The following is a 25,085-nucleotide window of genomic DNA, read 5'->3' as shown; positions in this document are numbered from 1 at the left end:
GTTCAGGTTGCCTATTACCCGATCAAGGGCAACCCGGCGCCTTGCGCTGGTGGTCTTCGTCGTACTTTTCCAGGCCTTCCGGGCCCACGCGCTTGCCGATGACCGGCACAGTCTCGGCCTGCCAGTCGGACTGATAGCAACCGCCCTTGTGCGACTGCGCTGGGTCGGCATCCGAGGCCGGGCTGCCCGCGCAAGCGCTCAGCAGACCGGCAAGCATCATCACAGGCAATTGTTTGACCACCAGGCCACTCCCTTTGCCAAGCGCCGACGTCATCAGGCCTTGGCCCGCTCTTCCAGGATTGCCACAGCTGGCAGGACCTTGCCCTCGACGAACTCGAGGAAGGCGCCACCACCGGTAGAAATGTAGGAGATTTCCTTGCTGACGCCATATTTGTCGATGGCGGCCAGGGTGTCACCGCCACCGGCGATGGAGAATGCGGCGCTGTCGGCGATGGCCTCGGCCAGTACCTTGGTGCCGTTGCCGAACTGATCGAATTCGAACACGCCCACCGGGCCGTTCCACAGAATGGTTTTCGACGATTTCAGCAGCTCGGCGAAGTTGGCCGCGGTTTGCGGGCCGATGTCCAGAATCATGTCGTCGGCAGCAACGTCGGCGATGGCCTTGACGGTGGCTTCGGCGCTCTCGGCAAACTCCTTGGCAACCACCACGTCGACTGGCAGCGGCACGCTGACCTTGGCGGCAATGGCCTTGGCGGTGTCGACCAGGTCAGGCTCGTACAGCGACTTGCCCACCGGGTGGCCAGCAGCGGCCAGGAAGGTGTTGGCAATACCGCCACCGACGATCAGCTGGTCGCAAACACTGCTCAGGCTGTTCAGCACGTCCAGTTTGGTGGATACCTTGGAGCCGGCAACGATGGCCGCCATTGGTTTGGCCGGGGCCTTCAGGGCCTTGCCCAGGGCGTCCAGTTCGGCAGCCAGCAGCGGGCCTGCAGCAGCGACTTTGGCAAACTTGGCTACACCGTGAGTGGAACCCTCGGCGCGGTGGGCGGTGCCGAAGGCGTCCATGACGAACACGTCACACAGGGCAGCGTACTTCTGCGCCAGCTCGTCGGCGTTCTTTTTCTCGCCCTTGTTGAAGCGCACGTTCTCGAACAGCACCAGTTCACCGGCCTGTACCGCGACACCGTCCAGATAGTCGGCAACCAGCGGCACGTCACGGCCCAGAGCCTTGCTCAGGTAATCGGCGACCGGCTTGAGGCTGTTCTCGGCAGAGAATTCGCCTTCGGTCGGGCGGCCCAGGTGCGAGCAGACCATTACCGCTGCGCCCTTCTCCAGGGCCAGCTTGATGGTCGGCAGCGCTGCCAGGATACGCGCATCGCTGGCTACCACACCGTCCTTCACAGGCACGTTGAGGTCTTCGCGGATCAGTACGCGCTTACCTTGCAGGTCGAGGTCGGTCATCTTCAACACGGTCATGAATGCAGTCCTTCAGGGCTGTTTGTTGCGGGTTGGGTGAACGACGTGCAGAAAGTGTTCGGCAACGTCGAGCATACGGTTGGCAAAACCCCATTCGTTGTCGAACCAGGCCAGCAGGTTTACCAGGCGGGGCCCGGAAACACGCGTCTGGCTGGCATCGACGATCGCCGAATGTGGGTCATGGTTGAAATCACAGCTGGCGTGCGGCAGCTCGGTGTAAGCCAGCAAGCCTTTAAGCGGACCTTCCAGCGCAGCCTCGCGCAGCACTCGGTTGACTTCGGCCGCACTGGTGTCGCGGGCAGTCTGCAGGGTGATGTCCAGGCACGAGACGTTGACGGTCGGTACACGTACCGCTTTGGCCTGGATTCGCCCGGCAAGTTCCGGAAGCAGGCGCTCGATGCCACGCGCCAGGCCAGTGGACACAGGAATCACCGACTGGAAGGCCGAACGCGTGCGGCGCAGGTCTTCGTGGTGATAGGCATCGATCACCGGCTGGTCGTTCATCGCCGAGTGGATGGTGGTGATCTGCACATATTCGATGCCGAACGCCTGGTCCAGCACACGCAGCAGCGGCACGCCGCAGTTGGTGGTGCACGAGGCGTTGGACACCAGGCGCTCGTTGCCGGTAAGGCAGGCCTGGTTGATGCCGTAGACCACCGTGGCGTCAACGTCGGCCTCGCTGGCCATGGGCTGCGAGAACAGCACCCTTGGCGCACCGGCGTCGAGGAAACGCTGGCCATCGGCACGGGTGTTATAGGCACCGGAGCACTCCAGCACCAGGTCGATGCCCAGCGCAGCCCAGTCGATGCCTTCGGGGGTGGCACTGCGCATTACCTTCACGCAATCGCCATTGATGTGCAGACAGTCGCCGTCGACCTTGACCTCGCCGGGAAAACGCCCGTGGGTGGAGTCGAAGCGTGTCAGGTATTCCAGGCTGGCCTGATCGGCCAGATCGTTCAGCGCGACGATCTCGAAACCGGCCTTTGCCCCCCGCTCGAACAGCGCGCGCAGGACACAGCGGCCGATACGGCCATAACCGTTGAGTGCAACTTTGTAGGGACGCGGGTGGGGCATTGGTTGGCTCGCTAACGCATGATGGCTTTGGGGCCGCGTTGCGGCCCATCGCGACGCAAGGCCGCTCCCACAGGGACCGCGCCATCCGGAGGACAGCACCGTTTCTGTGGGAGCGGCCTTGCGTCGCGATGGAGGGCAAAGCCCTCCCCTTGCACGACCTGGAGGGCGTCACTGCCCTCCATTTGTTACATCAGTCTTCCAGCAGCTCTTCGGCAGTACCGAGGATGTTCTCCAGGGTGAAGCCGAACGCTTCGAACAATGCCGAAGCCGGCGCCGACTCACCGTAGGTGGTCATGCCGATGATACGACCTTCCAGGCCGACGTACTTGTACCAGAAGTCGGCGTGGGCAGCTTCGATGGCGATGCGCGCACCGACTTCCAGCGGCAGCACGGACTGCTTGTAGGCAGCGTCCTGGGCATCGAACACGCTGGTGCACGGCATGGAAACCACGCGCACCTTGCGGCCTTGCTCGGTCAGCTTGTCGAAAGCCTGAACAGCCAGGCCCACTTCGGAACCGGTGGCGATCAGAATCAGTTCAGGCTCGCCGGCGCAGTCCTTGAGCACATAGCCACCGCGGCTGATGTCGGCGATCTGCTGGGCATCGCGGTCCTGGTGCTGCAGGTTCTGGCGCGAGAAGATCAGCGCCGATGGGCCGTCCTTGCGCTCCAGGGCGTTTTTCCAGGACACGGCGGATTCCACCGCGTCGGCCGGGCGCCAGGTGTCCAGGTTCGGGGTGCTGCGCAGGCTGGTCAGCTGCTCGATCGGCTGGTGCGTCGGGCCGTCTTCGCCCAGACCGATGGAGTCGTGGGTGTACACGTGGATCACGCGCTGCTTCATCAGGGCCGACATGCGCACCGCGTTGCGGGCGTATTCCATGAACATCAGGAAGGTCGCGCCGTAAGGCACCAGGCCACCGTGCAGGGCAACGCCGTTCATGATGGCGGTCATGCCGAACTCGCGCACGCCGTAGAACACGTAGTTGCCGCTGGCGTCATTGGCTTCGACGCCCTTGCAACCTTTCCACAGGGTCAGGTTGGAGCCGGCCAGGTCAGCCGAACCGCCGAGGAACTCGGGCAGCAGCGGGCCGAAGGCGTTCAGGGCGTTCTGGCTGGCCTTGCGGCTGGCGATGGTTTCGCCTTTGGCAGCCACTTCGTTGATGTAGGCCTGGGCCTTTTCGCTGAAGTCGGCCGGCAGCTCGCCGCTGGCACGGCGCTTGAACTCGGCAGCCAGCTCCGGGTAGGCCTTGGCGTAGGCGTCGAAGCGCTGATTCCACTCGGCTTCAGCCTTGGCACCGGCGGCCTTGGCATCCCACTCGGCGTAGATGTCGGCCGGGATTTCGAACGGGCCGTGGTTCCAGTTCAGGGCCTGGCGGGTCAGGGCGATTTCGTCGTTGCCCAGCGGGGCACCGTGGCAGTCTTCCTTGCCCTGCTTGTTCGGCGAACCGAAACCGATGGTGGTCTTGCAGCAGATCAGGGTCGGGCGATCGCTCTTGCGGGCGGTCTCGATGGCCATCTTGATTTCTTCGGCATCGTGGCCGTCGACGTTGCGGATCACCTGCCAGTTGTAGGCCTCGAAGCGCGCCGGGGTGTTGTCGGTGAACCAGCCGTGCACTTCGCCATCGATGGAGATGCCGTTGTCGTCATAGAAGGCGATCAGCTTGTTCAGGCCCAGGGTGCCGGCCAGCGAGGCGACTTCATGGGAGATACCTTCCATCATGCAGCCGTCGCCGAGGAACACGTAGGTGTTGTGGTCGACGATGGTGTGGCCGTCACGGTTGAACTGGGCAGCCAGTACTTTTTCGGCCAGGGCGAAGCCCACGGCGTTGGCGATACCCTGGCCGAGCGGGCCGGTGGTGGTTTCAACGCCTGGGGTGTAGCCGTACTCCGGGTGGCCCGGGGTGCGGCTGTGCAGCTGGCGGAAGCCTTTGATGTCATCGATGGTGACGTCGTAGCCGGTCAGGTGCAGCAGCGAGTAGATCAGCATCGAACCGTGGCCGTTGGACAGCACGAAGCGGTCACGGTCGGCGAACTTCGGGTTGCTCGGGTTGTGCTTCAGGTAGTCGCGCCAAAGCACTTCGGCGATATCCGCCATGCCCATGGGGGCACCTGGGTGGCCGCTGTTGGCCTTTTGCACGGCATCCATGCTGAGGGCACGAATGGCGTTGGCACGTTCACGACGGCTGGGCATCGCTGATCTCCTAGGGGGCTTGAATAGGTGGTGTCACGAAAAAGGCGGCCATTTTCGCCCACTGGGGGCGCTTGGGGCAAACATTTAAGCGCCAAGCGCCAGCTTTAAGCCGCAACTGAAGAAGCAGAGCGCGACTCGGGGCGCCCCAAAGCGTGTCACTTGAGGCTTTCGGCTTGCAGCTCATCGCCAATATCAAAACTTTTTGATATTGGCCTTGCTAGGGCATCGATGCCTGTCTAGACTGCCGCCCCATGAACCTCCGTGCGCAATCGATCCCCGAGCAACGCGAAACATTGGCCGCCCTGTGCAAAGCCAGTGGCGATGCGTTGCGCCTGAACGTATTGCGCGCACTGGCCAACGACTCGTTCGGCGTGCTGGAGCTGGCGCAGATCTTCGACATCGGCCAGTCGGGCATGAGCCATCATCTCAAGGTGCTGGCTCAGGCCGACCTCGTGGCAACCCGCCGCGAAGGCAACGCCATCTTCTACCGCCGTGCCCTGCCCGATGGCCTGCGCCTGGGGGGGCGGCTGCACGCGGCGCTGCTCGAAGAAGTCGACGACCTGGCCCTGCCGCCCGATGTGCAGGCGCGCATAGCCCATGTACAGCAGCGCCGGGCCGCCACCAGCCAGGACTTCTTCCTGCGCGTGGAAGAGAAGTTCCGTGCCCAGCAGGACCTGATCGCCGGCCTTCCGCAGTACCGCGACAGCCTGCTGGCGCTGCTCGACAAACTGCATTTCGACCCGGCCGCCAGCGCGCTGGAAGTCGGGCCCGGCGACGGTGGCTTCCTGCCCGACCTGGCCCGGCGCTTCGCCCAGGTCACCGCCCTGGACAACAGCCCTACCATGCTCGAGCTTGCGCGCCAGGTGTGCCAGCGCGAAGGGCTCGACAACGTGAACCTGCAGTTGGCCGATGCACTGGGTGCAACGGATGTGGCCGCCGACTGCGTTGTGCTGAACATGGTGCTGCACCATTTCAGCGACCCGGCCCTGGCCTTGCGCCAGCTGGCCAAACGGGTGAAGGCAGGCGGCAGCCTGCTGGTCACCGAACTGTGCAGCCATGACCAGGGGTGGGCGCGCGAAGCCTGCGGCGACCTCTGGCTGGGCTTCGAACAGGATGACCTGGCGCGCTGGGCCAACGCTGCCGGGCTGGCCCATGCGGACAGCCTGTACGTGGGCTTGCGTAACGGTTTCCAGATCCAGGTCCGCCATTTTCAGCGGACGGCTGGCGACATACACCATCGGTAAATTTCAGGAACCTTCGAGATGAGCGAATACTCCCTTTTCACCTCCGAGTCCGTGTCCGAAGGGCATCCGGACAAGATCGCCGACCAGATTTCGGACGCAGTCCTTGATGCCATCATCGCCCAGGACAAATACGCCCGCGTAGCCTGCGAAACCCTGGTCAAGACCGGTGTCGCCATCATCGCCGGCGAAGTCACCACGTCGGCCTGGGTCGACCTGGAAGACCTGGTGCGCAAAGTCATCATCGACATCGGCTACAACAGCTCCGACGTCGGCTTCGACGGCGCCACCTGCGCCGTGATGAACATCATCGGCAAACAGTCGGTAGACATCGCCCAGGGCGTGGACCGCTCCAAGCCGGAAGACCAGGGCGCCGGTGACCAGGGCCTGATGTTCGGCTACGCCAGCAACGAAACCGAAGTCCTGATGCCTGCACCAATCTGCTTCTCGCACCGTCTGGTAGAACGCCAGGCCGAGGCGCGCAAGTCCGGCCTGCTGCCATGGCTGCGCCCGGACGCCAAGTCGCAGGTCACCTGCCGCTACGAGAACGGCAAAGTGGTCGGTATCGACGCCGTGGTGCTGTCGACCCAGCACAACCCGGAGGTTTCGCAGAAAGACCTGCAAGAAGCCGTGATGGAGCTGATCGTCAAGCACACCCTGCCTGCCGAACTGCTGCACAAGGGCACCCAGTACCACATCAACCCGACCGGCAACTTCATCATCGGTGGCCCGGTGGGTGACTGTGGCCTGACCGGCCGCAAGATCATCGTCGACTCCTACGGCGGCATGGCCCGCCACGGTGGTGGCGCGTTCTCCGGCAAGGATCCGTCCAAGGTCGACCGCTCTGCCGCCTACGCCGGCCGCTACGTGGCCAAGAACATCGTCGCCGCCGGCCTGGCCGAGCGTTGCGAGATCCAGGTGTCGTACGCCATCGGCGTGGCCCAGCCGACCTCCATCTCGATCAACACCTTCGGCACCGGCAAGGTCTCCGACGACAAGATCATCCAGCTGGTGCGTGAGTGCTTCGACCTGCGTCCATACGCCATCACCACCATGCTCGACCTGCTGCACCCGATGTATCAGGAAACCGCTGCCTACGGCCACTTCGGCCGCACACCGCAGCAGAAGACTGTCGGCGACGACACCTTCACCACCTTCACCTGGGAGCGCACCGACCGCGCCCAGTCGCTGCGTGACGCTGCCGGCCTGTAAGCCTCCTACAGCGCCAGACGAAAGCCCCTGCCGAGCGATCGGCAGGGGCTTTTTTGTGCCTGTCACGGCATTTTCATCGCCCGAGAGATCGAGCGCCGCGCTCGTTTCTTGCTCCGCTTCGGGAATGGAGACGAGGACCCGCGAAATATCACCTGACAACTGCACGCACCGCCCGCCCCACTACCTGCCTACGCTAAGCGCTTCCCCGCCATGCAAGGATGCCAGGCCATGCCGTACCTGTTGTTGTTCGCCCTGCTATTTGCGCTGAACACCCCATTGGCCAGGGCTGCCTCATGCCCACACTGGAACCCGCAACAGGCCGAGGGCGAAGTTGCGCAACTGCGCGCCACGCTTGCCCGATGGGACGAGCACTACCATCGTCAGGGCATAGCCCTGGTGGCCGACGAACTGTACGACCAGAGCCGCGAGCGCCTGAATCACCTGCAGCAGTGCTTCGCGGTTGGCACCAGCCCCTCACCCTTGGCCAGTGCTCGCGGCCCGGTCCCCCACCCCGTGCCACATACCGGTGTCGACAAGCTGGCAGACCGCCAGGCCGTGGCGCGATGGATGGCCGGCAAGAGCGGCGTGTGGGTTCAGCCCAAGGTCGACGGCGTAGCCGTTTCCCTCACCTACCAACAGGGCCGATTGGTGCAGCTGACCAGCCGGGGGGACGGTCTACACGGCCATGACTGGAGCCGACACATCCCACAGCTCGGCGCTGTCACCCGGCAGTTGCCTGAGGCGGTGGACCTGCACTTGCAAGGTGAGCTGTATCTGCGCCTGGACGAACATGTGCAAGCCAAGGCAGGCAGCGCCAACGCCCGGGGTACCGTGGCAGGGCTGCTCGCACGCAAGCAACTGACCGGCGCACAAGGCAACGCTATCGGCCTGTTCGTGTGGGGCTGGCCGCACGGCCCCGAGCAACAGGCCGAACGCCTCGCCCAGCTGGCACGGCTGGGGTTTCCGGACAGCCAGCTTTACAGCATCGCCATCGACACGCTGGAGGATGCAGCACACTGGCGCGAGCACTGGTATCGCTCTGCTCTGCCCTTCGCCACCGACGGTGTAATCCTGCGCCAGGGCAGCCGACCACCTGCCGAGCGCTGGCAGGCCAAGGCGCCCTACTGGATCGCGGCCTGGAAGTATCCCTATGCACAAGCCTTGGCCGAAGTACGCGACGTGCGCTTTCGGGTTGGCCGCACCGGCAGGGTCACGCCCGTGTTGCACTTGCTGCCGGTAACCCTGGACGACCGACGGATTACCCAGGTAAGCCTGGGTTCGCTGGCGCGCTGGCACACCCTCGACATCCGCCCCGGCGACCAGGTGGCCATCAGCCTGGCCGGGCTGACCATTCCACGCCTGGAGCAAGTTGTGCATCGCACGGTCGAACGCCAGGCGATCATCGCGCCTGCGCCCGACCGCTATCATGCCCACAGCTGCTGGCAAGCCAGCGAGGGCTGTGATGAGCAGTTCATTGCCCGCCTCACCTGGCTTGGCGGTAAACAGGGCCTGGCTTTGCCCCGCACCGGGCCCGGCACATGGCGTCGGCTGGTCGAAGCTGGCTTGGTAACGTCCATGACCGATTGGCTGCAGCTCGATGCCGAGCGCCTGCAGCAGGCCCCCGGCATCAGCAGACTCACCGCGGCACACCTGCTGGGCAGTTTCGACGAAGCCCGCTCACGCCCCTTCGATCAATGGCTGCGCGCCCTTGGCGTGCCCATTGGCAAGCATTTGCCACTGGCTGGCGACTGGCAGGCGCTGGCTTCACGCAGCGCCGGGCAATGGCAAACCGTGCCCGGCATCGGCGCAAAACGCTCGCGCCAACTTGTGGAATTTTTCGCGGCCTCCGAGGTGCAAGCCATTGCCGCACAGTTGGCCGAAGCCGGCATAGAAGGTTTCCGGACCCCACCCCAGCGCATTGAGCAATGATTTTTTACCAAATAGTGCGTAGGAAAAACCCGAGACTCCGGCAGAAAACCTCATCAAGGGTTTCTAAATGGGCAAAACCAAGGCAGGATTTCCCCCAACTTTTGCTGCCCCGCCCCGTTAGGGAGGCTTTTCATGAAACGTATTTCGACTCTTTTCCTGCTCGCAACACTGGGCCTGGCCGCGGGTACTGCTCAGGCTGCCCAGCCGGATGCCGGCCTGACCGGTTGTGCCGCCAAGCGCAGCGCCATCGAAAACCAGCTGAAAATTGCCCGTGACCACGGTAACAGCGACCAGGTTGCAGGGCTGGAGGAAGCCCTGCGCGGTGTGGACAACTGCACCGACGCCAGCCTGCGCAAGGAACGTGAGCAGAAGGTGCTCGATGCGCGTCACGAAGTGGCGCAGCGGGAAAAGGACTTGAAGAAGGCAGAGAAGAAAGGCGACGCCGAGAAGATCAACAAGCGCAAGGACAAGCTGGCCGAGTCGCGTAAAGAGCTGCAGGAAGCGGTCGACGATCTCGACCGCTAAGGCATCTGGCCGGCAAGCCTGGTCTTTGTGGGAGCGGCCTTGTGTCGCGATAGGGCCGCGCGACGGCTCCAGCTATGCATGCATTTTTGCTGAAATCCTGGGGCCGCTGAGCGGCCCTATCGCGACACAAGGCCGCTCCCACAGGAATTTGTACAAGCCCCGAAGGTTTGCGCAAGCACAGCCATTCAATGATTACGAAATTCGCTATGACAGGCCTTGCACGCAGCCTCGACCTTGTCCATCGGTGCCTTCAGTTGCGCAGCATCCAGTGGCTGATTGCGGGTGGCATCAACCAGTTCGCCGGTGACGCCTTCAAGCTGCCGAGCCAGGTCATGAAACCGCGCCTGGCGCTCCCACACGTCGGCGCGGGCGGCGCTGTCACCACCATCGCGCGCCTGTGGAAAATGCTGCCACGGCTGATGCGACAGGCTGTCCAGCTTCAGCGCACCGTCGGCAAACTTTACCCCGTCGAACGGCAACCGGCCACGCAGCATGCCCCCCAGGTCTTCGCTGGTCTTGAGCATGTCCTTGAAGATCACCTTGCGTTTACCCAGCGGCGAGTTCGGGTCAACCCGGTCACACCCCGTCAAAGCCCCTACCAGGGCAAGTGCAGCCAGCAGAACAACGGTCAATCGCTTCAACATCACGCTCACTTCGGCCTACGCAAATGGGCGGCCAGTATCGCTGCCACTGGGCCAAACACCAATAGCCACATAAAAGACAGGGGCGAACCTTCATGTTCGCTCATGACAGGAATGCACACATGAAATCTGCCCTGCGCCACCTGGCCTGGACACTGCCGGTGCTGGCTTTGCTGGCCGGCTGCAACGGCGGCGAGAGCGCCAAGCCCGAGCCCCACGCTGTCGCCACCTATGCCCCGGCCACTTGGAAAGACTTGCCGGCGGTCAGCGATGAAGACCTGCTGGCCGGCTTTTATGCATGGCGCAACGGCTGCGAAAAACTCAAGCGCGACCCGGTGTGGGCCGCCACCTGCGAAGCGGCCGGCAGCGCCACAGCCAGCGCCGCCCAAGTGCGTACCTTCCTTGAACAGAACCTGCAGGTGTACGGCCTGCGCTCTGCAGAGAACAATGCCAACGGCCTGATTACCGGCTACTACGAGCCGGTCTACCCAGGCAGCCTGAGCCAATCGGCAACCAACCATGTGGCGGTCTACGGCATCCCTGATGACATGATCGTGGTCGACCTGGCCAGCGTGTACCCCGAACTGAAGGGCAAACGCCTGCGCGGCCGTCTGGAGGGTCGGGTGCTCAAGCCCTACGACACGGCCGAAGTCATCAACCGTAACGGCGTCAAGGCACCGGTGCTGGCCTGGCTGACCGACCCGATGGACCTGCAGTTCCTGCAGATCCAGGGTTCTGGCCGGGTGCAACTGGAAGACGGCCGTCAACTGCGCCTGGGCTACGCCGACCAGAACGGCCACCCCTATCGGCCGATCGGCCGCTGGCTGGTGGAGCAGGGTCAGCTGAAAAAAGAAGACGTGAGCATGGGCGCCATTCATGCCTGGGCCCAGGCCAACCCGCAGCGCGTACCAGAGCTGCTGGCCAGCAACCCCAGCTACGTATTCTTCAGCACCCGCCCGGACAGCAACGAAGGCCCGCGCGGCTCGCTGAACGTACCGCTTACCGCCGGCTACAGCGTGGCCATCGACCGCAAGGTGATTCCCCTGGGCAGCTTGTTGTGGCTGTCTACCACACGCCCGGACGGCTCGCCGGTGGTACGACCGGTTGGCGCGCAAGACACCGGCGGGGCGATTACCGGCGAAGTGCGTGCCGACCTGTTCTGGGGCACTGGGCCGGAAGCCGGCGAACTGGCCGGGAACATGAAGCAGCAAGGGCAGATCTGGATGCTCTGGCCCAAGGGCCAGCCACTGCCTGAGGTGCCCAAGGTACCTTGACCGTTGCTGCCTTCTTCGCGGGAGCTGCCCGCGAAGAAGGCCACTCGGTGTCAGATGGAAACCACGAAGAACGACACGATCAGTGCCAAGCCGGCAAGCCACACCAGCGACCGCAAGGCAGCCCAGTCGGCCAGGTAGCAGATGATGTAAAGCAAGCGGCTGGTGATATACATCACCCCCAGTACATCCTGGGTCACCTGCTCGGCATTGCCGACGATATCTGCCACAAGCACCGCCGCAGCAAATGCCGGAAACGCTTCGTAGCCATTCTGCTGCGCAGCATGGGCACGCCGTGGCAGGCCCGACAAGGTATCGAGGAAGGCTCGCGGATCGTGATTGTCCTTGAGGCCGAAGCGGCCGCTGCTCGCCTTGGCGATCAAGGCACAAAGCGGGTTCAACAGCAGGGCAATCAGGATGCACCACAGGGCAACAGTCATGGACAGGACTCCTTGTTCAGTCTTCAGGTCAAAGCTTCATTACCAGCATGCCGGCCAATACCAGCCCGCAAGCTAGGAGTCTCGGCCCGCCAAAAGGTTCTTTGAGGTAGCGCATACCCAGCAGCACCACCAGGATCACGCTCAATTCCCGCAGTGCCGCCGCTTCGGCCACAGACCCCAGGTGCATGGCCCACAGCACCAGGGCATAGCTGAACAATACGCAGAACCCTACCGCCAACCCAAGGCGCCATTGGGTTCGCCAGAACAGTACGAATGGCGCCCGCCGCGCTACGCTCGCCAACAACGGGAATTGCCAGGCGCTGAGCAGGGTCAGCCAGACCAGGTAATCCCACGGTTTGCCCCACAGGCGCACGGCCTGGCCGTCGAACCAGGTGTAGCAACCAATGCACAGGCCAATCAAGGCAACCACCGGCAGCATCGACCATGGTAGCCGGTCACCGCCGCCGCCCTGCCACAACAGACAGGCCATGCCACAGGGGATCAACAGGATACCGATGATCTGCTGCTGGCTCAGCGATTCCCCGGCAAAGGCCAGGGTCAGCCCCAGCACCACCAACGGCGACAGCCCGCGCATCAGAGGATAGACCAGCCCCAGGTCGCCCACGCGGTAGGCCTGGATCAGCAAATAACGGTACAACTGCTCAGCCAGTGCCGAAGCAACCAACCAAGGCCAGATTTCAGCAGGCGGAACATCCACGAAGGGCACCGCCAGCACCGCGAAGGCCAGCGCTACCGTGTCCATGCTGGCAATGACCAGCAAGCGCTCGCCGCTGAATTTGATCAATGTATTCCAGGTCGCATGCAGCAGGGCGGCCACCAGCACCAGAGAGGTTGCCAACACGCCTTCGTATCCTTGTGAGGGTTTTCGGAGGTTGAATATATAGCGTTCCCAAGCGTCGCTGTGCGCCTCTTGTGTGGGAACGTTTCCAAGGAATTCGGTCAAACCCTGTGCCCCGAACCCCGTGCCAGGTCATCAAAGAACTGCCCGAGTCACTCGGGTAACGACTTGGAAGCCACTGTTACAGGATTCGGGATGCTTGAATTAGTTGCCGCGTTTATCTGCCTCACCACACTTCTGACCTATGTGAACTACCGCTTCATCGGCCTGCCACCCGCCATCGGTGTGATGGTTACGGCGCTGCTGTTTTCCCTGATGTTGCAGGGCCTGAGCCTTATCGGCTTCCCTGGCCTAGAAGAACGCGTCGAAGGGCTGATGAACCAGATCGACTTCAACGACCTGCTCATGCACTGGATGCTAGCGTTCCTGCTGTTTGCCGGCGCCCTGCACGTCAACCTCAGCGACCTGCGCAGCTACCGCTGGCCGATCGGCCTGCTGGCCACCTTGGGCGTGCTGATCGCCACCGTGGTCATCGGCTACCTGGCGCATTGGGTGTTTGCCCTGTTCGGCTGGCAGGTCCCCCTGATCTACTGCCTGCTGTTCGGTGCACTGATCTCACCGACCGACCCGATTGCCGTGCTTGGCGCGCTGCGTACTGCCAATGCGCCCAAACCGCTTAAAACCACCATCGTCGGCGAGTCACTGTTCAACGACGGCACGGCAGTCGTGGTATTCACCGTGTTGCTGGGCATCATCCAGCTGGGTGAAACACCGAGCATGGCCGACACGGCGATCCTGTTCGCCCGCGAGGCCATTGGCGGCGTGGTGTTCGGTGGCCTGATCGGCTACGCCACCTACCGGATGATCAAGAGTGTCGAGCAGTACCAGGTGGAAGTCATGCTGACCCTGGCGTTGGTCATCGGTGGTTCGGCGATGTGCTACGAACTGCATGTGTCGGCACCGATCGCCATGGTGGTGGCTGGCCTGATCATCGGCAACCTGGGGCGCAACCTGGCGATGAATGACATGACCCGCCGTTACATGGACGGTTTCTGGGAACTGATCGACGACATGCTCAATGCGCTGCTGTTCGCATTGATCGGCCTGGAGCTGTTGCTGCTGCCGTTCAACTGGATGCACCTGGCGGCCGGCGGCGTGCTGGCGCTGGCAGTGCTGCTGTCGCGCCTGCTGACGGTGGCCCCGGCGATCGTGCTGCTGCGGCGCTGGCGCCCGGTGCCCAAAGGCACGGTGCGGGTGCTGACCTGGGGTGGCCTGCGCGGTGGCGTGTCGGTGGCACTTGCACTGTCGCTACCGCTGGGCGAGGAACGGGACCTGCTGCTGTCGATCACCTACATCGTGGTGTTGTCGTCGATTCTGGTGCAGGGGTTGAGCATTGGGCGGGTGGTGCGCAAGGTCAGCGCCCAGCCTTGAGAATGCCGGGGCCGCTTTGCGGCCCATTCGCGGGTAAACCCGCTCCTACAGGTTTGCGTACCCCTGTAGGAGCGGGTTCACCCGCGAAGAGGCCGGCACAGGCAACCAGAATCTATTCGACTGCCGAATCCGGGAACTGGTCCTGCACATACTTGATCTCGGTGCGCCCATGGGCTGCCGGCAAGCCATCCTCACCCAGGTTGACGAACACCATCTTGTCGACAGTCAGAATGCTCTTGCGGGTGATCTTGTTACGCACTTCGCACTTGAGGGTGATCGAGGTGCGGCCGAACGCGGTAGCGGTGATGCCCAGCTCGATGATGTCACCCTGACGCGAAGCACTGACGAAGTTGATTTCCGACATGTACTTGGTCACCACACGCTGGTTGCCCAGCTGGACGATGGCGTAGATCGCCGCCTCTTCATCGATCCAGCGCAACAGGCTGCCACCGAACAGGGTGCCATTGGGGTTGAGGTCTTCGGGTTTAACCCACTTGCGGGTGTGAAAGTTCATCTGTACTCCTGACCTGCTTGGCTAACGTGTAGCAATGATGGCAGAGCGGCTGCCTTCGCTCCATTGAACATCGACTATCGTCGCGATTAATCGACGGAAAACCTTGGGCAAGCCGGCGGGGGCAGCTATAATCTGCGCCGTTTTACATGGTTGCCCACAGCGGTGCCATGCCCGCCACCTGTCCGAGGGGCGCTGCAGCAGGCTAGGCCTGTCAGGCTCGGATGGGGCGTTGCTCGCTCCCGCGAGCGCTTAACGCACAACGGCGCCCATTCGCACATTACGAATGGAGGCTCTCATGAGCGCTGCAAACATGCCTGCTGGTTTTACCGATTACAAAGTCGCCGACATCTCCCTGGCCGCCTGGGGCCGTCGCGAAACCATCATTGCCGAATCGGAAATGCCTGCGCTGATGGGCCTGCGTCGCAAGTACCTGGCCGAGCAACCGCTCAAGGGTGCGAAGATCCTGGGCTGCATCCACATGACCATCCAGACCGCCGTGCTGATCGAAACCCTGGTTGCCCTGGGTGCCGAAGTGCGCTGGTCGTCCTGCAACATCTTCTCGACTCAAGACCAGGCCGCCGCCTCGATCGCCGCCGCCGGCATCCCGGTGTTCGCCTGGAAAGGTGAAACCGAAGAAGAGTACGAGTGGTGCCTGGAGCAGACCATCCTGAAAGATGGCCAGCCATGGGACGCCAACATGATCCTCGACGACGGTGGTGACCTGACCGAACTGCTGCACAAGAAGTACCCGCAGGTACTGGACCGTGTGCACGGCGTGACCGAAGAGACCACCACCGGCGTACACCGCCTGCTGGACATGCTGGCCAAGGGCGAGCTGAAAGTCCCGGCGATCAACGTCAACGACTCGGTCACCAAGAGCAAGAACGACAACAAGTACGGCTGCCGTCACAGCCTGAACGATGCCATCAAGCGTGGTACCGACCACCTGCTGTCGGGCAAGCAGGCCCTGGTGATCGGCTACGGTGACGTGGGCAAGGGCTCGGCCCAGTCCCTGCGTCAGGAAGGCATGATCGTCAAGGTTTCCGAAGTTGACCCAATCTGCGCCATGCAGGCCTGCATGGACGGCTTCGAGCTGGTCTCGCCGTTCATCGACGGTATCAACGACGGCACCGAGGCCAGCATCGACAAGGCTCTGCTGGGCAAGATCGACCTGATCGTGACCACCACCGGTAACGTCAACGTCTGCGACGCCAACATGCTCAAGGCCCTGAAAAAGCGTGCCGTAGTCTGCAACATCGGCCACTTCGACAACGAGATCGACACCGCCTTCATGCGCAAGAACTGGGCCTGGGAAGAGGTCAAGCCGCAGGTTCACAAGATCCACCGTACCGGCGCTGGCAGCTTCGACCCGCAGAACGACGACTACCTGATCCTGCTGGCCGAAGGCCGCCTGGTCAACCTGGGCAACGCCACTGGCCACCCAAGCCGCATCATGGACGGCTCGTTCGCCAACCAGGTTCTGGCACAGATCTTCTTGTTCGAGCAGAAGTTCGCTGACCTGTCGGCCGAAAAGAAAGCCGAGCGCCTGACCGTTGAAGTACTGCCGAAGAAACTCGACGAAGAAGTGGCCCTGGAAATGGTCCGCGGCTTCGGCGGCGTGGTCACCCAGCTGACCAAGCAGCAAGCCGACTACATCGGCGTGACTGTCGAAGGCCCGTTCAAGCCGCACGCCTACCGCTACTAAGCGGCAAGCTTGAAGCTGCAAGTGGCAAGCAAAGGCATACCGTGCCGTTGCCACTTGCAGCTCCAGAAACACAGATCTTGAACGACGCCCAAGCCAGACCGGCCATCACCGATCTGGCTTTTACTTGCAGCTTGCCGCTAGACGCTTGTTGCCAGAGGAACGCCTGATGTCACAAGAACGCCGCTACAGTTTCGAGTTCTTCCCGACCAAGACCGACGCCGGTCACGAAAAGCTGATGGGCGTCGCCCGCCAGCTGGCCACCTATAACCCGGACTTCTTCTCCTGCACCTACGGTGCCGGTGGCTCGACCCGCGACCGCACGCTCAATACCGTGCTGCAGCTGGAAAGCGAAGTGAAGATACCTGCCGCGCCGCACCTGTCGTGCGTGGGCGACACCAAGGCCGAATTGCGCGCCCTGTTGGCCGAGTACAAGGCCGCCGGCATCAAACGTATCGTCGCCCTGCGCGGCGACCTGCCGTCGGGCATGGGCATGGCCAGTGGTGAACTGCGCTATGCCAGTGACCTGGTCGAGTTCATCCGCCAGGAAACCGCTGATCACTTCCACCTGGAAGTGGCTGCCTACCCGGAAATGCACCCGCAGGCGCGCAACTTCGAGGCGGACCTGGCCAACTTTGTGCACAAGGTCAAGGCCGGTGCCGACAGCGCCATCACCCAGTACTTCTTCAACGCCGACAGCTACTTCTACTTCGTCGAGCGTGCACAGAAGCTGGGCGTGGACATTCCGGTGGTGCCGGGCATCATGCCGATCACCAACTACAGCAAGCTGGCCCGCTTCTCCGATGCCTGTGGTGCCGAGATCCCGCGCTGGATCCGTAAGCAGCTGGAAGCCTATGCCGACGACACCGCCAGCATCCAGGCCTTTGGCGAAGAAGTGATTACCCGCATGTGCGAACAGCTGTTGCAAGGCGGCGCGCCGGGCCTGCACTTCTATACCTTGAACCAGGCTGAACCGAGCCTGGCGATCTGGAACAACCTGAAACTGCCGCGCTGAAATCTTTTGGCAAAGTCTGTTTAAGAAATGATTAAGGCTTTGGTCATAGACTAAAGCCTTATTCAATTTCGGGTTAAACAGGTCTCGCCTGCCATGCAGCACCCCCAACCTTCGCGCCCACAGCTTGTTTACCTGGCTTTTGGCTCGGCAACCTACCATCAGGAAGCCTGCTTCAGCATCGTCAGCGCCCTCGCCCAGTTGGGCAGCGCAGCCGGCGAGGCCATGGACATCCAGGTTTACACCGACAATGCGCAGCCCTACGCCAAGCTGCCCGTCACCGTCCACCTGCTGGACGAGGCCACGCGCCAGGCATGGAATGCCCCGCACGGTTATCACTTTCGCAGCAAGCATGTGCTGTTGCGCCAGGTACTGCAGCAACACCCGCTGGCAGTACTGATCGATACAGACACCTTCTTCCGCACTTCACCGTTGCACCTGTTCGCCCGTGTGGCGCCCAACCGCCTGCTGTGCAACGCCATCGGCACACGCTACGGCGCTGACCAGAAGTGCCTGTTGTACAAAAACCTACTGACCCTTCTCGAGTCCCGGGGACTGGCCGACTGCCAGATGCCGCTCGTCAATTCCGGCGTTATCGGCCTCACTGCCGAGGACTGCGGCACCCTGGACCGCTCCATCGCCATGATGGACGAATTCTACCCCTTGGCTCGCGAGGCCTATACCCTTGAGGAGTTCTGCCTGGCAGTGGCGGCCTACCGCAACCTGGAGCTGGCCGAGTGTACCGATGTCATCCATCACTACTGGAGCCGGAAGGCGCAGTTCCGCGCCAAGATCCAGGCCTGGCTGCGCAAGCACGACCACGACCCACTCAGCCCCTCGGCCCTGGCCGACGTTGCGCTGGTCAACGACCAACTGCCGCGACCACCCACCCTGCACCGTCTGGGTTACAAAGCGCTGAGCCTGACCCTGCCCAGCCACGAGCGCCAGTTCGCCCGCGAATTGCTCTATGGCTGCTACCCCTACCCCAATGAGTTCGACCGCGCCTGCGCGTCCGCCTGGTGGGACAAGGCCCTGGAAAACCTCAATGACCGCTACGGCTACATGGAGCCCGAGCGGCTGCGTCAGTGCCTGCGCCATCCGGGGCTACGGCTATCGCTGGGCGAGCGGCGCAAGGATATCGAGGCGCATCTGCTGCGAACCACTCAAGCCTGATGTGCCCGCGAAGAGGGCAACCCGATCGTTGCTACCGGCTTCGCCGGTGTTCGCGGGCACGCCCGCTCCCACAACGATCGTGCATGCCTTTACCGTACACCGGCCGAGCGCGTAATCTCCGGCCATGCCACATATCGCCCGTCTGTTCTGGACCCTCCTGCTCGTTTGCCTGAGCCCGTTGGCTCTGGGCGAACGCTTGCGCCTGGTAACCGACGATTGGGCACCTTATGTGTTTCAGCACAACGGCCAACCGCGCGGCATCGACTACGAAGTCGCCAGCCAGGTCTTCGCACGCCTCGGCGTCGAGGTGGAGTGGCAATTCCTGCCTTGGAAGCGCTGCTTGGCGATGGCTGAGCAGGGCCTTGCCGATGGCATTCTCGACATTTTCCAGACGGACGCGCGCCAACCCTACATGGTGTATGGCTCCGAACCTATGTCGGAAGTCGAATTCGTCCTGTTCCAAAGCCGCTCGCGCCGCCATGCCGTCACCCACCTGGACGACCTCGCCGGCCTCACCGTCGGCACATCGCCCGGCTACACCTACGGTAAAGCGTTCACCGAGGCCCCGCACTTCAAGCGCGAAGCCGCACCCACCCACGAAGCCAACTTCGGCAAGCTGGTGCTGGGCCGTATCGACCTGGCGATCACCGACCGCAGGGTCGGGCATTACCTGCTCCGCCAGCTCGGCCTGCAACAGCAAGTCGAAGAACTGCCGCTGGTAGTCAGCCGCCAGGCGCAGTATTTGGGCCTGGTGCGCAAGCCTGGGCGCGAGGCACTGGCCGTGGCCTTTGCCGAAGAGCTGCAGCGGTTCAAGCAGGAACCGGCCTATGCAGCGATCAGCAACCGCTATACAAGCGACACTGGAAACATTCTCAACGCCGTTGAGCAGCAGGAAAGCAGCACAGCGCGATAGCTCTGTTATACTCGGGCCTTCCCGCCCGGCTCACGCCCGGACGCTCGGCCTCGCAACAGGCATCCCGATCGGCACCGACGCCCCTTCGCGTCCAGCCTCCGTTTCCCGGATGTGCAGTGAAAGCCCAGCTGGACCGGACGCGATCGCATTTCACCGATGCCCGTCGCGCCAGGCAGAACATCCCAACGGGCCCAGCCCACACGAGAACAGGATCGCCCATGTCCTTTGCTTCCCTCGGTCTCTCCGAGGCTCTTGTCCGCGCTATCGAGGCTGCGGGCTACACCCAGCCGACCCCCGTGCAACAGCGGGCCATTCCCGCCGTGTTGCAAGGCCGCGACCTGATGGTTGCCGCACAGACAGGTACGGGTAAAACCGGCGGCTTCGCCCTGCCGATTCTCGAGCGCCTGTTCCCGGCCGGCCATCCCGACAAATCGCAGCGCCACGGCCCACGCCAGCCTCGCGTACTGGTCCTGACACCGACCCGCGAACTGGCAGCCCAGGTGCATGACAGTTTCAAGGTCTATGCCCGTGACCTGCCACTGGTCAGCGCCTGCATCTTCGGCGGCGTTGGCATGAACCCGCAGATCCAGGCCATTGCCAAAGGCGTTGATGTGCTGGTCGCCTGCCCAGGCCGCCTGCTCGACCTGGCCGGCCAAGGCAAGGTCGACCTGGCCCACGTGGAAATCCTGGTACTTGATGAAGCCGATCGCATGCTCGACATGGGCTTCATCCACGACGTCAAGAAGGTGCTCGCCCGCCTGCCAGCCAAGCGGCAGAACCTGCTGTTCTCGGCCACCTTCTCCAAGGACATCACCGACCTCGCCGACAAGCTCCTGCACAACCCGGAGCGTATCGAGGTCACCCCACCGAACACCACCGTCGAGCGTATCGAGCAGCGGGTGTACCGACTGCCTGCCAGCCACAAGCGTGCCCTGCTGGCGCACCTGATCACCCTGGGCGCCTGGGAACAGGTGTTGGTGTTCACCCGAACCAAGCACGGTGCCAACCGCCTGGCCGAGTACCTGGAAAAGCAAGGCCTGACCGCCGCCGCGATCCACGGCAACAAGAGCCAGAACGCCCGCACCAAGGCTTTGGCCGATTTCAAGGCCAACAGCGTGCGCGTACTGGTCGCCACCGACATCGCTGCCCGCGGCCTGGACATCGACCAGTTGCCCCACGTTGTCAACTTCGAGCTGCCGAATGTCGAGGAAGACTACGTCCACCGCATTGGCCGTACCGGCCGTGCCGGTCGTTCGGGCGAAGCTATTTCCCTGGTCGCGCCAGATGAAGAAAAGCTGCTCAAGAGCATCGAGCGGGTGACCAAGCAGCGCATCGCGGATGGCGACCTGATGGGCTTCGACGCCAGCCAGGTCGAAGCCGAGAAGCCTGAAACACGCGAGCGCCCGCAAAACAACGGCCGCGGTGGCCGCAACCAGCAAGCCCGTGGCGAAGGTGCCAAAGACAGCAACGGCGGCCGCAAGGACAAAGGCAAGGACAAAGGCAAAGCCAGGCAGCCAGCTGCGGCCAAGCCGGACGACAAGGAAAAGAGCGGCGACAAGCAGCAGCAGCCGCGCAAGCCGCGTGACAAGAAGCCACGCCCACAGCAGGCCAGCAATAACGGCGTGCCGAAACCGCCAGCAGACCGCGACCCGGAAGAGTTCCTGGACGACGAAGTCGATAACTTCGGTAACCGCGCCGACTATGTCAGTCCGTACCAGGGCAAAAACCAGGGCCGCAACCGTCGCCCAGGTGGTGCTGGCCAAGGTCAGGGGCAAGGCAATGGTCAACGCAGCAACGCTGGCGGCCAAGGCCAAGCCCGCAATGGCGGCCAGCCACGCAGTGGTGGCAGTGCCGGCGGAGAGAAACGCCCGCCCCGTGCCAACAACGGTGGCGGTGCCCGTCGTGATGGCGGCGGTGGCCGTGGTCGCCCTGCGCGTGACGATGCTGCCCGGCAAGAGCCGGCCGTGCGCAACCCGCGTCAGCCGGAAAAACAGCCAGTGATCATTCGCAAGGAGTCCAAACTGGACCGCTTCCCGACGCCTGAGCAACTGGATGACCTGCCAAGCCGCCCACGCGGTGAGCGCCCGGCGCTGCTGACCCGCAAGGGCTGATAGAAGTACCGAGGGGGCTGCTTGGCAGCCCTATCACGACACAAGGCCGCTCCTGCAGAGAATTTCTTGATCTCTGCAGGAGCGGCCTTGTGTCGTGATAGGGCCGCAAAGCGGCCCCCTCGGTTTTCAGCTGGCAGAAATTACTTCTGCTTCACACCTTCGACACTGATATCCAGGTCCAGGGTCTGCGAAGTAGCACCTGGGCCTTTGATGCCGAAGTCGTTCAGGTTCAGCGTGGTGGTGGCGTTGAAGCCAGCGCGCTCGCCACCCCATGGGTCCTTGCCTTCACCGTTGAAGGTAGCCTTGAACGTCACCGGTTTGGTGACACCGTGCATGGTCAGGTCGCCGGTCACGTCAGCCGTCTTGTCGCCAGTCGACTTGACGCTGGTGGAGACGAATTTGGCGTCCGGGTACTTCTTCACGTCGAGGAAGTCGGCGCTGGCGATGTGCTTGTCACGCTCGGCGTGGTTCGACCACAGGCTGGCAGTTTTCAAGTCGACGCTAATCTTGCTGGCTTCAGGCTTGGCACTGTCCCAGCTGAAGTTGCCGTCGAAATCCTTGAAAGTACCGTGGATGAAGCTGTAGCCCAGGTGGCTGATTTTCCAGTCAACGAACGCGTGCTGGCCTTCCTTGTCGATCTTGTACTCGGCAGCCATGGCCTGGCCAGCAGAGAGCAGAGCGGTACCGAGCGCCAGAGCGGCAAAAGTCTTTTTCAACATCCTGTTCCTTCCTGTGTAATTGAGGTTGAGAGTCAAGCTTTGCGGCCCAGCATGCGAGTCAGGGTCGCGTCACGGTCGATGAAATGATGCTTGAGCGCGGCAAGGGCATGCAGCACGGCAAAAATCACCAGCCCCCAAGCCAGCCACAAATGAACCACACCCGCCACATCTGCCTGGTCAGGCAGGTCGCTGATCAGTGCCGGCACTTCGAACAGGCCGAACACCGGAATGCCGACGCCGTCGGCGGTGGAAATCAGGTAACCGGCAGCCATCACCGCAAACAGACCAAGGTACAGGGCCAGGTGGCCCAGCTTGGCCGCCAGGCGTGTGATTGCGCCGTGGTTGGTGGGTGCCGGTGGTGGCGGGCTGATGAAACGCCAGACTACCCGCAGCAGCATCACCGCCAGCAGCACCAGGCCGATGCTCTTGTGCAGGTCCGGGCCAGCTTTGCGCCATGGGCTGTAGTAGTCGAGGCCGACCATCCACAGACCCAGGCCGAACAGGCCGAAGACTGCGAGTGCTACGCCCCAGTGCAGGATGATGCTGACCACGCCGTAGCGAGAAGGTGAATTGCGCAGTTGCATGTTGCGTGTTTCCCCGTGAAAGCTATGCACAGACTAACGCGTAACGTATCGAAGAAAAGCGGAAAAAATTGCTTTGGATTATCGAGGAATCCGATATTTATTCTGTTAGCTGACCATTAAGAAAACATTAACGATAGTCGGAGAGTTGGGGTTGCAGTGTCGGCCCTTAGGCTGCGAACAGGCCGACACTGTCGATCGATCAGCCCGCCTTGGCCTGGGTATTGGTTACAGCCTTCTTCGCAGGCTCCGACTTGGCTGTCGCCTTCTTCGTCTCGGCAGGCTTGTGGGCTGGCTTGTGCGCGGGCGCATGCTTGGCGGGAGCGGCTTTGGTTGCCGCAGGCTTGGCGGCCGCTTCCTTGGCTACAGGCGCAGGCGCGGCAGGAGCCGGAGCCGCCTGTGGAGCGGGCGCAGGTGCAGGCGCCACTTCCTCAGCCTTGGCTATTGGCTCAGCCTTCACCTCTGGCGTTTCCGCCCCGCCAAACAGGCGCTTGAAGAAGCCTGGCTTGTCCTGCTTGGCCTCTTCGGCCTGCTTAGGCTCAGCTTTGGCCGGCGCCTTGTCAGCTTTGTCGCCCTTGTCGGACGAACCGCCGAACATATTGGAGAAGAATCCGCCCTTGCTCTCCTTGGCGGCCACCGCACCTGCCGCCGCCGCAACCGGCAGCGCCTTGGCCGGGTCGAACGACTTGCCGGCCAACAGGTCCTGTGCCTGGCTGGCCGCACGCTGGCCACTGCGCAGGGCGCCTTCCAGAGTGCCCGGATACAGGGCATCCGTGTGCTCACCGGCAAAGGTAATGCGCTGCACCGGACGTTCCCACAGGCGCCAGTATTTGCTGATCTGCCCCGGACCGTAGGCCAGGTAGGCACCACCCGTGCCAGCGTCCGCGCTGTATCGCTTGACCTCGTAACCGGTGAAAGCACCACGGGCCTGTGGGTAGAACGCATGCAGACGGATCAACACCTGGTCGACCATCTGCTTTTCACCAAACGCCTGCAGCAGGCGAGCGTTATCGCCGGACAGGTTGATCACCACATTGGCACCACCCTTGAGCGCCGGTTCGACCCACAGCATGCCGAGGCCGGCGTTACTGAAGATTTCGCCCGACATGCGTGCGCGGCTTTCCCATACGGGTTTCTTGAACTTGAGCATGATCTGGTCGCGCCAACCATAGTTGGTGCCCTTGAGCGCCGCCAGGTGTTGGCTATCCAGGCCAGGGGTCATCTGAATCTTGGCCAGCGCGCGCAGGGGCACAGCCATGACCAGATAATCCGCCTTGTAGCCGACGCTGCCGACTTTTACCGTGACACCATCCTTGTCCTGGACAATGGCGGTAACCGGCGAGCTGGTCTTGATGGTTTTCAACTGCTTGACGAAAGCCTGGGCCAGCACCGGGCTGCCACCGGGCAGGCGCGCGGCGCGCAGGTCGCGGTCGCTGACGCCGCGGTACACGCGGTTCTGCTGGGCGAAGTACAGCAGCGACAGGCGCGACGGTTCATCGTAGCGGGTGCGGATCTGCTGATTGATCAACTGACGGGCGGTGGCCGGCAGTTGCAGTTTGTCCAGCCAGGTGGAGACGTTGATCTGGTCAAGGGCGAACAGCGTGCTGGTTGCCTGCGGGTTCAGCGGGTCATCGATCGAACGGGCCAGGTCATCAAGGGTTTTCTCGTAACGCTTGAGCGCCTCAGCAGTGGCCGGTTGCTTAGTGGCCAGGTCGCTGGCGCTGAAGTATTCGCCGTCAATCAAGTAACCCGGGGTACGCACGAACTCGGGCGCCGGCAGTGTTTCAAGCTTGAAACGGTCGAGGTACTGGTTGAGCACCGGCTGTGCCTTGGCGTTGCCGATCCACTCGCTGGTGGCCAGGCCCGAACGCCCGCCCATGCCCGCCTTGGCCTCCAGCAGGGTCACCTGCCAGCCTTTGTTCTGCAGCTCGTAGGCTGCCGTCAGGCCTGCCAGGCCCCCCCCCACGACAATCGCCGTGGGCGTCTTGTCTTTTGCCAGCGCAGCGCCGCTGGACACACCAATCAATACCAACGCGCACAGGCGCACCCAAGCAGCAGCCATGTCGGCGAACTCCGAGTCAGAGGTTACAGAAACGGGGAGAGGCAGGAATG

At 62.8% G+C, this 25,085-nt stretch carries 22 protein-coding genes and 1 riboswitch; of the genes, 11 read left to right on the top strand and 11 right to left on the bottom strand.

The genetic code is table 11. From position 1 onward, the window contains the following. Positions 1-22 precede the first annotated feature (22 nt). The 4 genes from BJQ17_RS01360 to tkt all read right to left on the bottom strand — a co-directional run bounded on the left by BJQ17_RS01360 (position 23) and on the right by tkt (position 4,699). Positions 23-274, bottom strand: a complete 252-nt coding sequence (locus BJQ17_RS01360; RefSeq protein WP_003249384.1) for a hypothetical protein — start codon at positions 272-274, stop codon at positions 23-25. Next, positions 274-1,437, bottom strand: coding sequence for a phosphoglycerate kinase (locus BJQ17_RS01355; RefSeq protein WP_070095396.1), 1,164 nt, complete (start codon positions 1,435-1,437; stop codon positions 274-276). The genes BJQ17_RS01360 and BJQ17_RS01355 overlap by 1 nt, the downstream gene beginning before the upstream one ends. 12 nt (positions 1,438-1,449) lie before the next feature. Next, positions 1,450-2,511: an erythrose-4-phosphate dehydrogenase gene (gene epd / locus BJQ17_RS01350; protein ID WP_004576615.1), complete on the bottom strand. Its 1,062-nt coding sequence runs from the start codon at positions 2,509-2,511 to the stop codon at positions 1,450-1,452. A gap of 190 nt (positions 2,512-2,701) precedes the next feature. Beyond that, positions 2,702-4,699 (bottom strand): transketolase, encoded by a 1,998-nt coding sequence (gene tkt / locus BJQ17_RS01345; protein ID WP_070095395.1) that lies wholly within the window; start codon positions 4,697-4,699, stop codon positions 2,702-2,704. 251 nt (positions 4,700-4,950) lie between these two features. Between tkt and BJQ17_RS01340 the strand changes: the two genes are divergently transcribed. The 4 genes from BJQ17_RS01340 (at position 4,951) to BJQ17_RS01325 (ending at position 9,606) form a co-directional block, all read left to right on the top strand. After that, positions 4,951-5,943 carry a metalloregulator ArsR/SmtB family transcription factor gene (locus BJQ17_RS01340; protein ID WP_003249377.1) on the top strand — a complete coding sequence of 331 codons (993 nt, stop codon included), beginning with the start codon at positions 4,951-4,953 and terminating at the stop codon, positions 5,941-5,943. An 18-nt stretch (positions 5,944-5,961) separates the two neighbouring features. Continuing rightward, positions 5,962-7,152: a methionine adenosyltransferase gene (metK, locus tag BJQ17_RS01335; RefSeq protein ID WP_003249375.1), complete on the top strand. Its 1,191-nt coding sequence runs from the start codon at positions 5,962-5,964 to the stop codon at positions 7,150-7,152. Between the two features lie 228 nt (positions 7,153-7,380). After that, positions 7,381-9,081, top strand: coding sequence for an NAD-dependent DNA ligase LigB (ligB, locus tag BJQ17_RS01330; protein ID WP_070095394.1), 1,701 nt, complete (start codon positions 7,381-7,383; stop codon positions 9,079-9,081). A 132-nt stretch (positions 9,082-9,213) separates the two neighbouring features. Next, on the top strand, positions 9,214-9,606 hold the full coding sequence (locus BJQ17_RS01325; RefSeq protein WP_003249372.1) for a DUF1090 domain-containing protein: 393 nt from the start codon (positions 9,214-9,216) through the stop codon (positions 9,604-9,606). Between the two features lie 185 nt (positions 9,607-9,791). Here the strand turns inward: BJQ17_RS01325 and BJQ17_RS01320 are convergent, their stop codons facing one another. Next, positions 9,792-10,250, bottom strand: coding sequence for a cytochrome c (locus BJQ17_RS01320; protein ID WP_003249371.1), 459 nt, complete (start codon positions 10,248-10,250; stop codon positions 9,792-9,794). A gap of 119 nt (positions 10,251-10,369) precedes the next feature. Between BJQ17_RS01320 and BJQ17_RS01315 the strand changes: the two genes are divergently transcribed. Next, positions 10,370-11,521, top strand: coding sequence for a murein transglycosylase A (locus BJQ17_RS01315; RefSeq protein WP_070095393.1), 1,152 nt, complete (start codon positions 10,370-10,372; stop codon positions 11,519-11,521). Positions 11,522-11,571: 50 nt separating this feature from the next. Here BJQ17_RS01315 and BJQ17_RS01310 read toward each other — a convergent pair whose 3' ends face one another. Both BJQ17_RS01310 and BJQ17_RS01305 read right to left on the bottom strand, forming a co-directional pair. Further along, the gene (locus tag BJQ17_RS01310; RefSeq protein WP_003249368.1) at positions 11,572-11,958 is read right to left on the bottom strand and encodes an MAPEG family protein; all 387 of its coding nucleotides are present in this window, start codon (positions 11,956-11,958) and stop codon (positions 11,572-11,574) included. 28 nt (positions 11,959-11,986) lie between these two features. Continuing rightward, on the bottom strand, positions 11,987-12,820 hold the full coding sequence (locus BJQ17_RS01305; RefSeq protein WP_003249366.1) for an EamA family transporter: 834 nt from the start codon (positions 12,818-12,820) through the stop codon (positions 11,987-11,989). Positions 12,821-13,012: 192 nt separating this feature from the next. Between BJQ17_RS01305 and BJQ17_RS01300 the strand changes: the two genes are divergently transcribed. Then, positions 13,013-14,248: a sodium:proton antiporter gene (locus BJQ17_RS01300; protein ID WP_003249364.1), complete on the top strand. Its 1,236-nt coding sequence runs from the start codon at positions 13,013-13,015 to the stop codon at positions 14,246-14,248. Between the two features lie 112 nt (positions 14,249-14,360). Here the strand turns inward: BJQ17_RS01300 and BJQ17_RS01295 are convergent, their stop codons facing one another. After that, the gene (locus BJQ17_RS01295; protein WP_003249362.1) at positions 14,361-14,762 is read right to left on the bottom strand and encodes an acyl-CoA thioesterase; all 402 of its coding nucleotides are present in this window, start codon (positions 14,760-14,762) and stop codon (positions 14,361-14,363) included. A 178-nt stretch (positions 14,763-14,940) separates the two neighbouring features. After that, a riboswitch (S-adenosyl-L-homocysteine riboswitch) is annotated at positions 14,941-15,037 on the top strand. Between the two features lie 20 nt (positions 15,038-15,057). Here BJQ17_RS01295 and ahcY point away from each other — a divergent pair. The 5 genes from ahcY to BJQ17_RS01270 all read left to right on the top strand — a co-directional run bounded on the left by ahcY (position 15,058) and on the right by BJQ17_RS01270 (position 21,673). Continuing rightward, positions 15,058-16,467 (top strand): adenosylhomocysteinase, encoded by a 1,410-nt coding sequence (ahcY, locus tag BJQ17_RS01290; protein WP_003249358.1) that lies wholly within the window; start codon positions 15,058-15,060, stop codon positions 16,465-16,467. A 166-nt stretch (positions 16,468-16,633) separates the two neighbouring features. Next, positions 16,634-17,479 carry a methylenetetrahydrofolate reductase [NAD(P)H] gene (gene metF / locus BJQ17_RS01285; RefSeq protein WP_003249357.1) on the top strand — a complete coding sequence of 282 codons (846 nt, stop codon included), beginning with the start codon at positions 16,634-16,636 and terminating at the stop codon, positions 17,477-17,479. A gap of 93 nt (positions 17,480-17,572) precedes the next feature. After that, positions 17,573-18,649 (top strand): hypothetical protein, encoded by a 1,077-nt coding sequence (locus BJQ17_RS01280; protein WP_054888607.1) that lies wholly within the window; start codon positions 17,573-17,575, stop codon positions 18,647-18,649. Between the two features lie 124 nt (positions 18,650-18,773). Further along, complete coding sequence (locus BJQ17_RS01275) at positions 18,774-19,562, top strand: ABC transporter substrate-binding protein (RefSeq protein WP_070095392.1); 789 nt, start codon at positions 18,774-18,776, stop codon at positions 19,560-19,562. Between the two features lie 218 nt (positions 19,563-19,780). Next, entirely contained in the window at positions 19,781-21,673 is a 1,893-nt protein-coding gene (locus BJQ17_RS01270; protein ID WP_003249352.1) for a DEAD/DEAH box helicase, read from the top strand. 140 nt (positions 21,674-21,813) lie between these two features. Here BJQ17_RS01270 and BJQ17_RS01265 read toward each other — a convergent pair whose 3' ends face one another. The 3 genes from BJQ17_RS01265 to BJQ17_RS01255 form a co-directional block, all read right to left on the bottom strand. Continuing rightward, positions 21,814-22,392 carry a YceI family protein gene (locus tag BJQ17_RS01265; protein ID WP_003249350.1) on the bottom strand — a complete coding sequence of 193 codons (579 nt, stop codon included), beginning with the start codon at positions 22,390-22,392 and terminating at the stop codon, positions 21,814-21,816. Between the two features lie 32 nt (positions 22,393-22,424). Continuing rightward, a complete protein-coding gene (locus tag BJQ17_RS01260; protein ID WP_003249347.1) occupies positions 22,425-22,976 on the bottom strand; it encodes a cytochrome b in 552 nt (183 codons plus the stop codon). A gap of 199 nt (positions 22,977-23,175) precedes the next feature. Then, entirely contained in the window at positions 23,176-25,035 is a 1,860-nt protein-coding gene (locus tag BJQ17_RS01255; RefSeq protein WP_070095391.1) for a flavin monoamine oxidase family protein, read from the bottom strand. Between the last annotated feature and the right edge of the window lie 50 nt (positions 25,036-25,085).

It is taken from the genome of Pseudomonas sp. NBRC 111139 (genome assembly GCF_001753955.1).
GTDB classification, from domain to species: domain Bacteria; phylum Pseudomonadota; class Gammaproteobacteria; order Pseudomonadales; family Pseudomonadaceae; genus Aquipseudomonas; species Aquipseudomonas alloputida.
Note: the sequence above shows the minus strand (reverse complement) of the source record. Positions and strands in the feature narration are given on the sequence as shown.

Coding starts and splice junctions, on each gene's coding strand:
- BJQ17_RS01360 (WP_003249384.1), bottom strand. CDS start 274: ATGACGTCGGCGCTTGGCAAAGGGAGTGGCCTGGTGGTCAAACAATTG.
- BJQ17_RS01355 (WP_070095396.1), bottom strand. CDS start 1,437: ATGACCGTGTTGAAGATGACCGACCTCGACCTGCAAGGTAAGCGCGTA.
- epd (WP_004576615.1), bottom strand. CDS start 2,511: ATGCCCCACCCGCGTCCCTACAAAGTTGCACTCAACGGTTATGGCCGT.
- tkt (WP_070095395.1), bottom strand. CDS start 4,699: ATGCCCAGCCGTCGTGAACGTGCCAACGCCATTCGTGCCCTCAGCATG.
- BJQ17_RS01340 (WP_003249377.1), top strand. CDS start 4,951: ATGAACCTCCGTGCGCAATCGATCCCCGAGCAACGCGAAACATTGGCC.
- metK (WP_003249375.1), top strand. CDS start 5,962: ATGAGCGAATACTCCCTTTTCACCTCCGAGTCCGTGTCCGAAGGGCAT.
- ligB (WP_070095394.1), top strand. CDS start 7,381: ATGCCGTACCTGTTGTTGTTCGCCCTGCTATTTGCGCTGAACACCCCA.
- BJQ17_RS01325 (WP_003249372.1), top strand. CDS start 9,214: ATGAAACGTATTTCGACTCTTTTCCTGCTCGCAACACTGGGCCTGGCC.
- BJQ17_RS01320 (WP_003249371.1), bottom strand. CDS start 10,250: ATGTTGAAGCGATTGACCGTTGTTCTGCTGGCTGCACTTGCCCTGGTA.
- BJQ17_RS01315 (WP_070095393.1), top strand. CDS start 10,370: ATGAAATCTGCCCTGCGCCACCTGGCCTGGACACTGCCGGTGCTGGCT.
- BJQ17_RS01310 (WP_003249368.1), bottom strand. CDS start 11,958: ATGACTGTTGCCCTGTGGTGCATCCTGATTGCCCTGCTGTTGAACCCG.
- BJQ17_RS01300 (WP_003249364.1), top strand. CDS start 13,013: ATGCTTGAATTAGTTGCCGCGTTTATCTGCCTCACCACACTTCTGACC.
- BJQ17_RS01295 (WP_003249362.1), bottom strand. CDS start 14,762: ATGAACTTTCACACCCGCAAGTGGGTTAAACCCGAAGACCTCAACCCC.
- ahcY (WP_003249358.1), top strand. CDS start 15,058: ATGAGCGCTGCAAACATGCCTGCTGGTTTTACCGATTACAAAGTCGCC.
- metF (WP_003249357.1), top strand. CDS start 16,634: ATGTCACAAGAACGCCGCTACAGTTTCGAGTTCTTCCCGACCAAGACC.
- BJQ17_RS01280 (WP_054888607.1), top strand. CDS start 17,573: ATGCAGCACCCCCAACCTTCGCGCCCACAGCTTGTTTACCTGGCTTTT.
- BJQ17_RS01275 (WP_070095392.1), top strand. CDS start 18,774: ATGCCACATATCGCCCGTCTGTTCTGGACCCTCCTGCTCGTTTGCCTG.
- BJQ17_RS01270 (WP_003249352.1), top strand. CDS start 19,781: ATGTCCTTTGCTTCCCTCGGTCTCTCCGAGGCTCTTGTCCGCGCTATC.
- BJQ17_RS01265 (WP_003249350.1), bottom strand. CDS start 22,392: ATGTTGAAAAAGACTTTTGCCGCTCTGGCGCTCGGTACCGCTCTGCTC.
- BJQ17_RS01260 (WP_003249347.1), bottom strand. CDS start 22,976: ATGCAACTGCGCAATTCACCTTCTCGCTACGGCGTGGTCAGCATCATC.
- BJQ17_RS01255 (WP_070095391.1), bottom strand. CDS start 25,035: ATGGCTGCTGCTTGGGTGCGCCTGTGCGCGTTGGTATTGATTGGTGTG.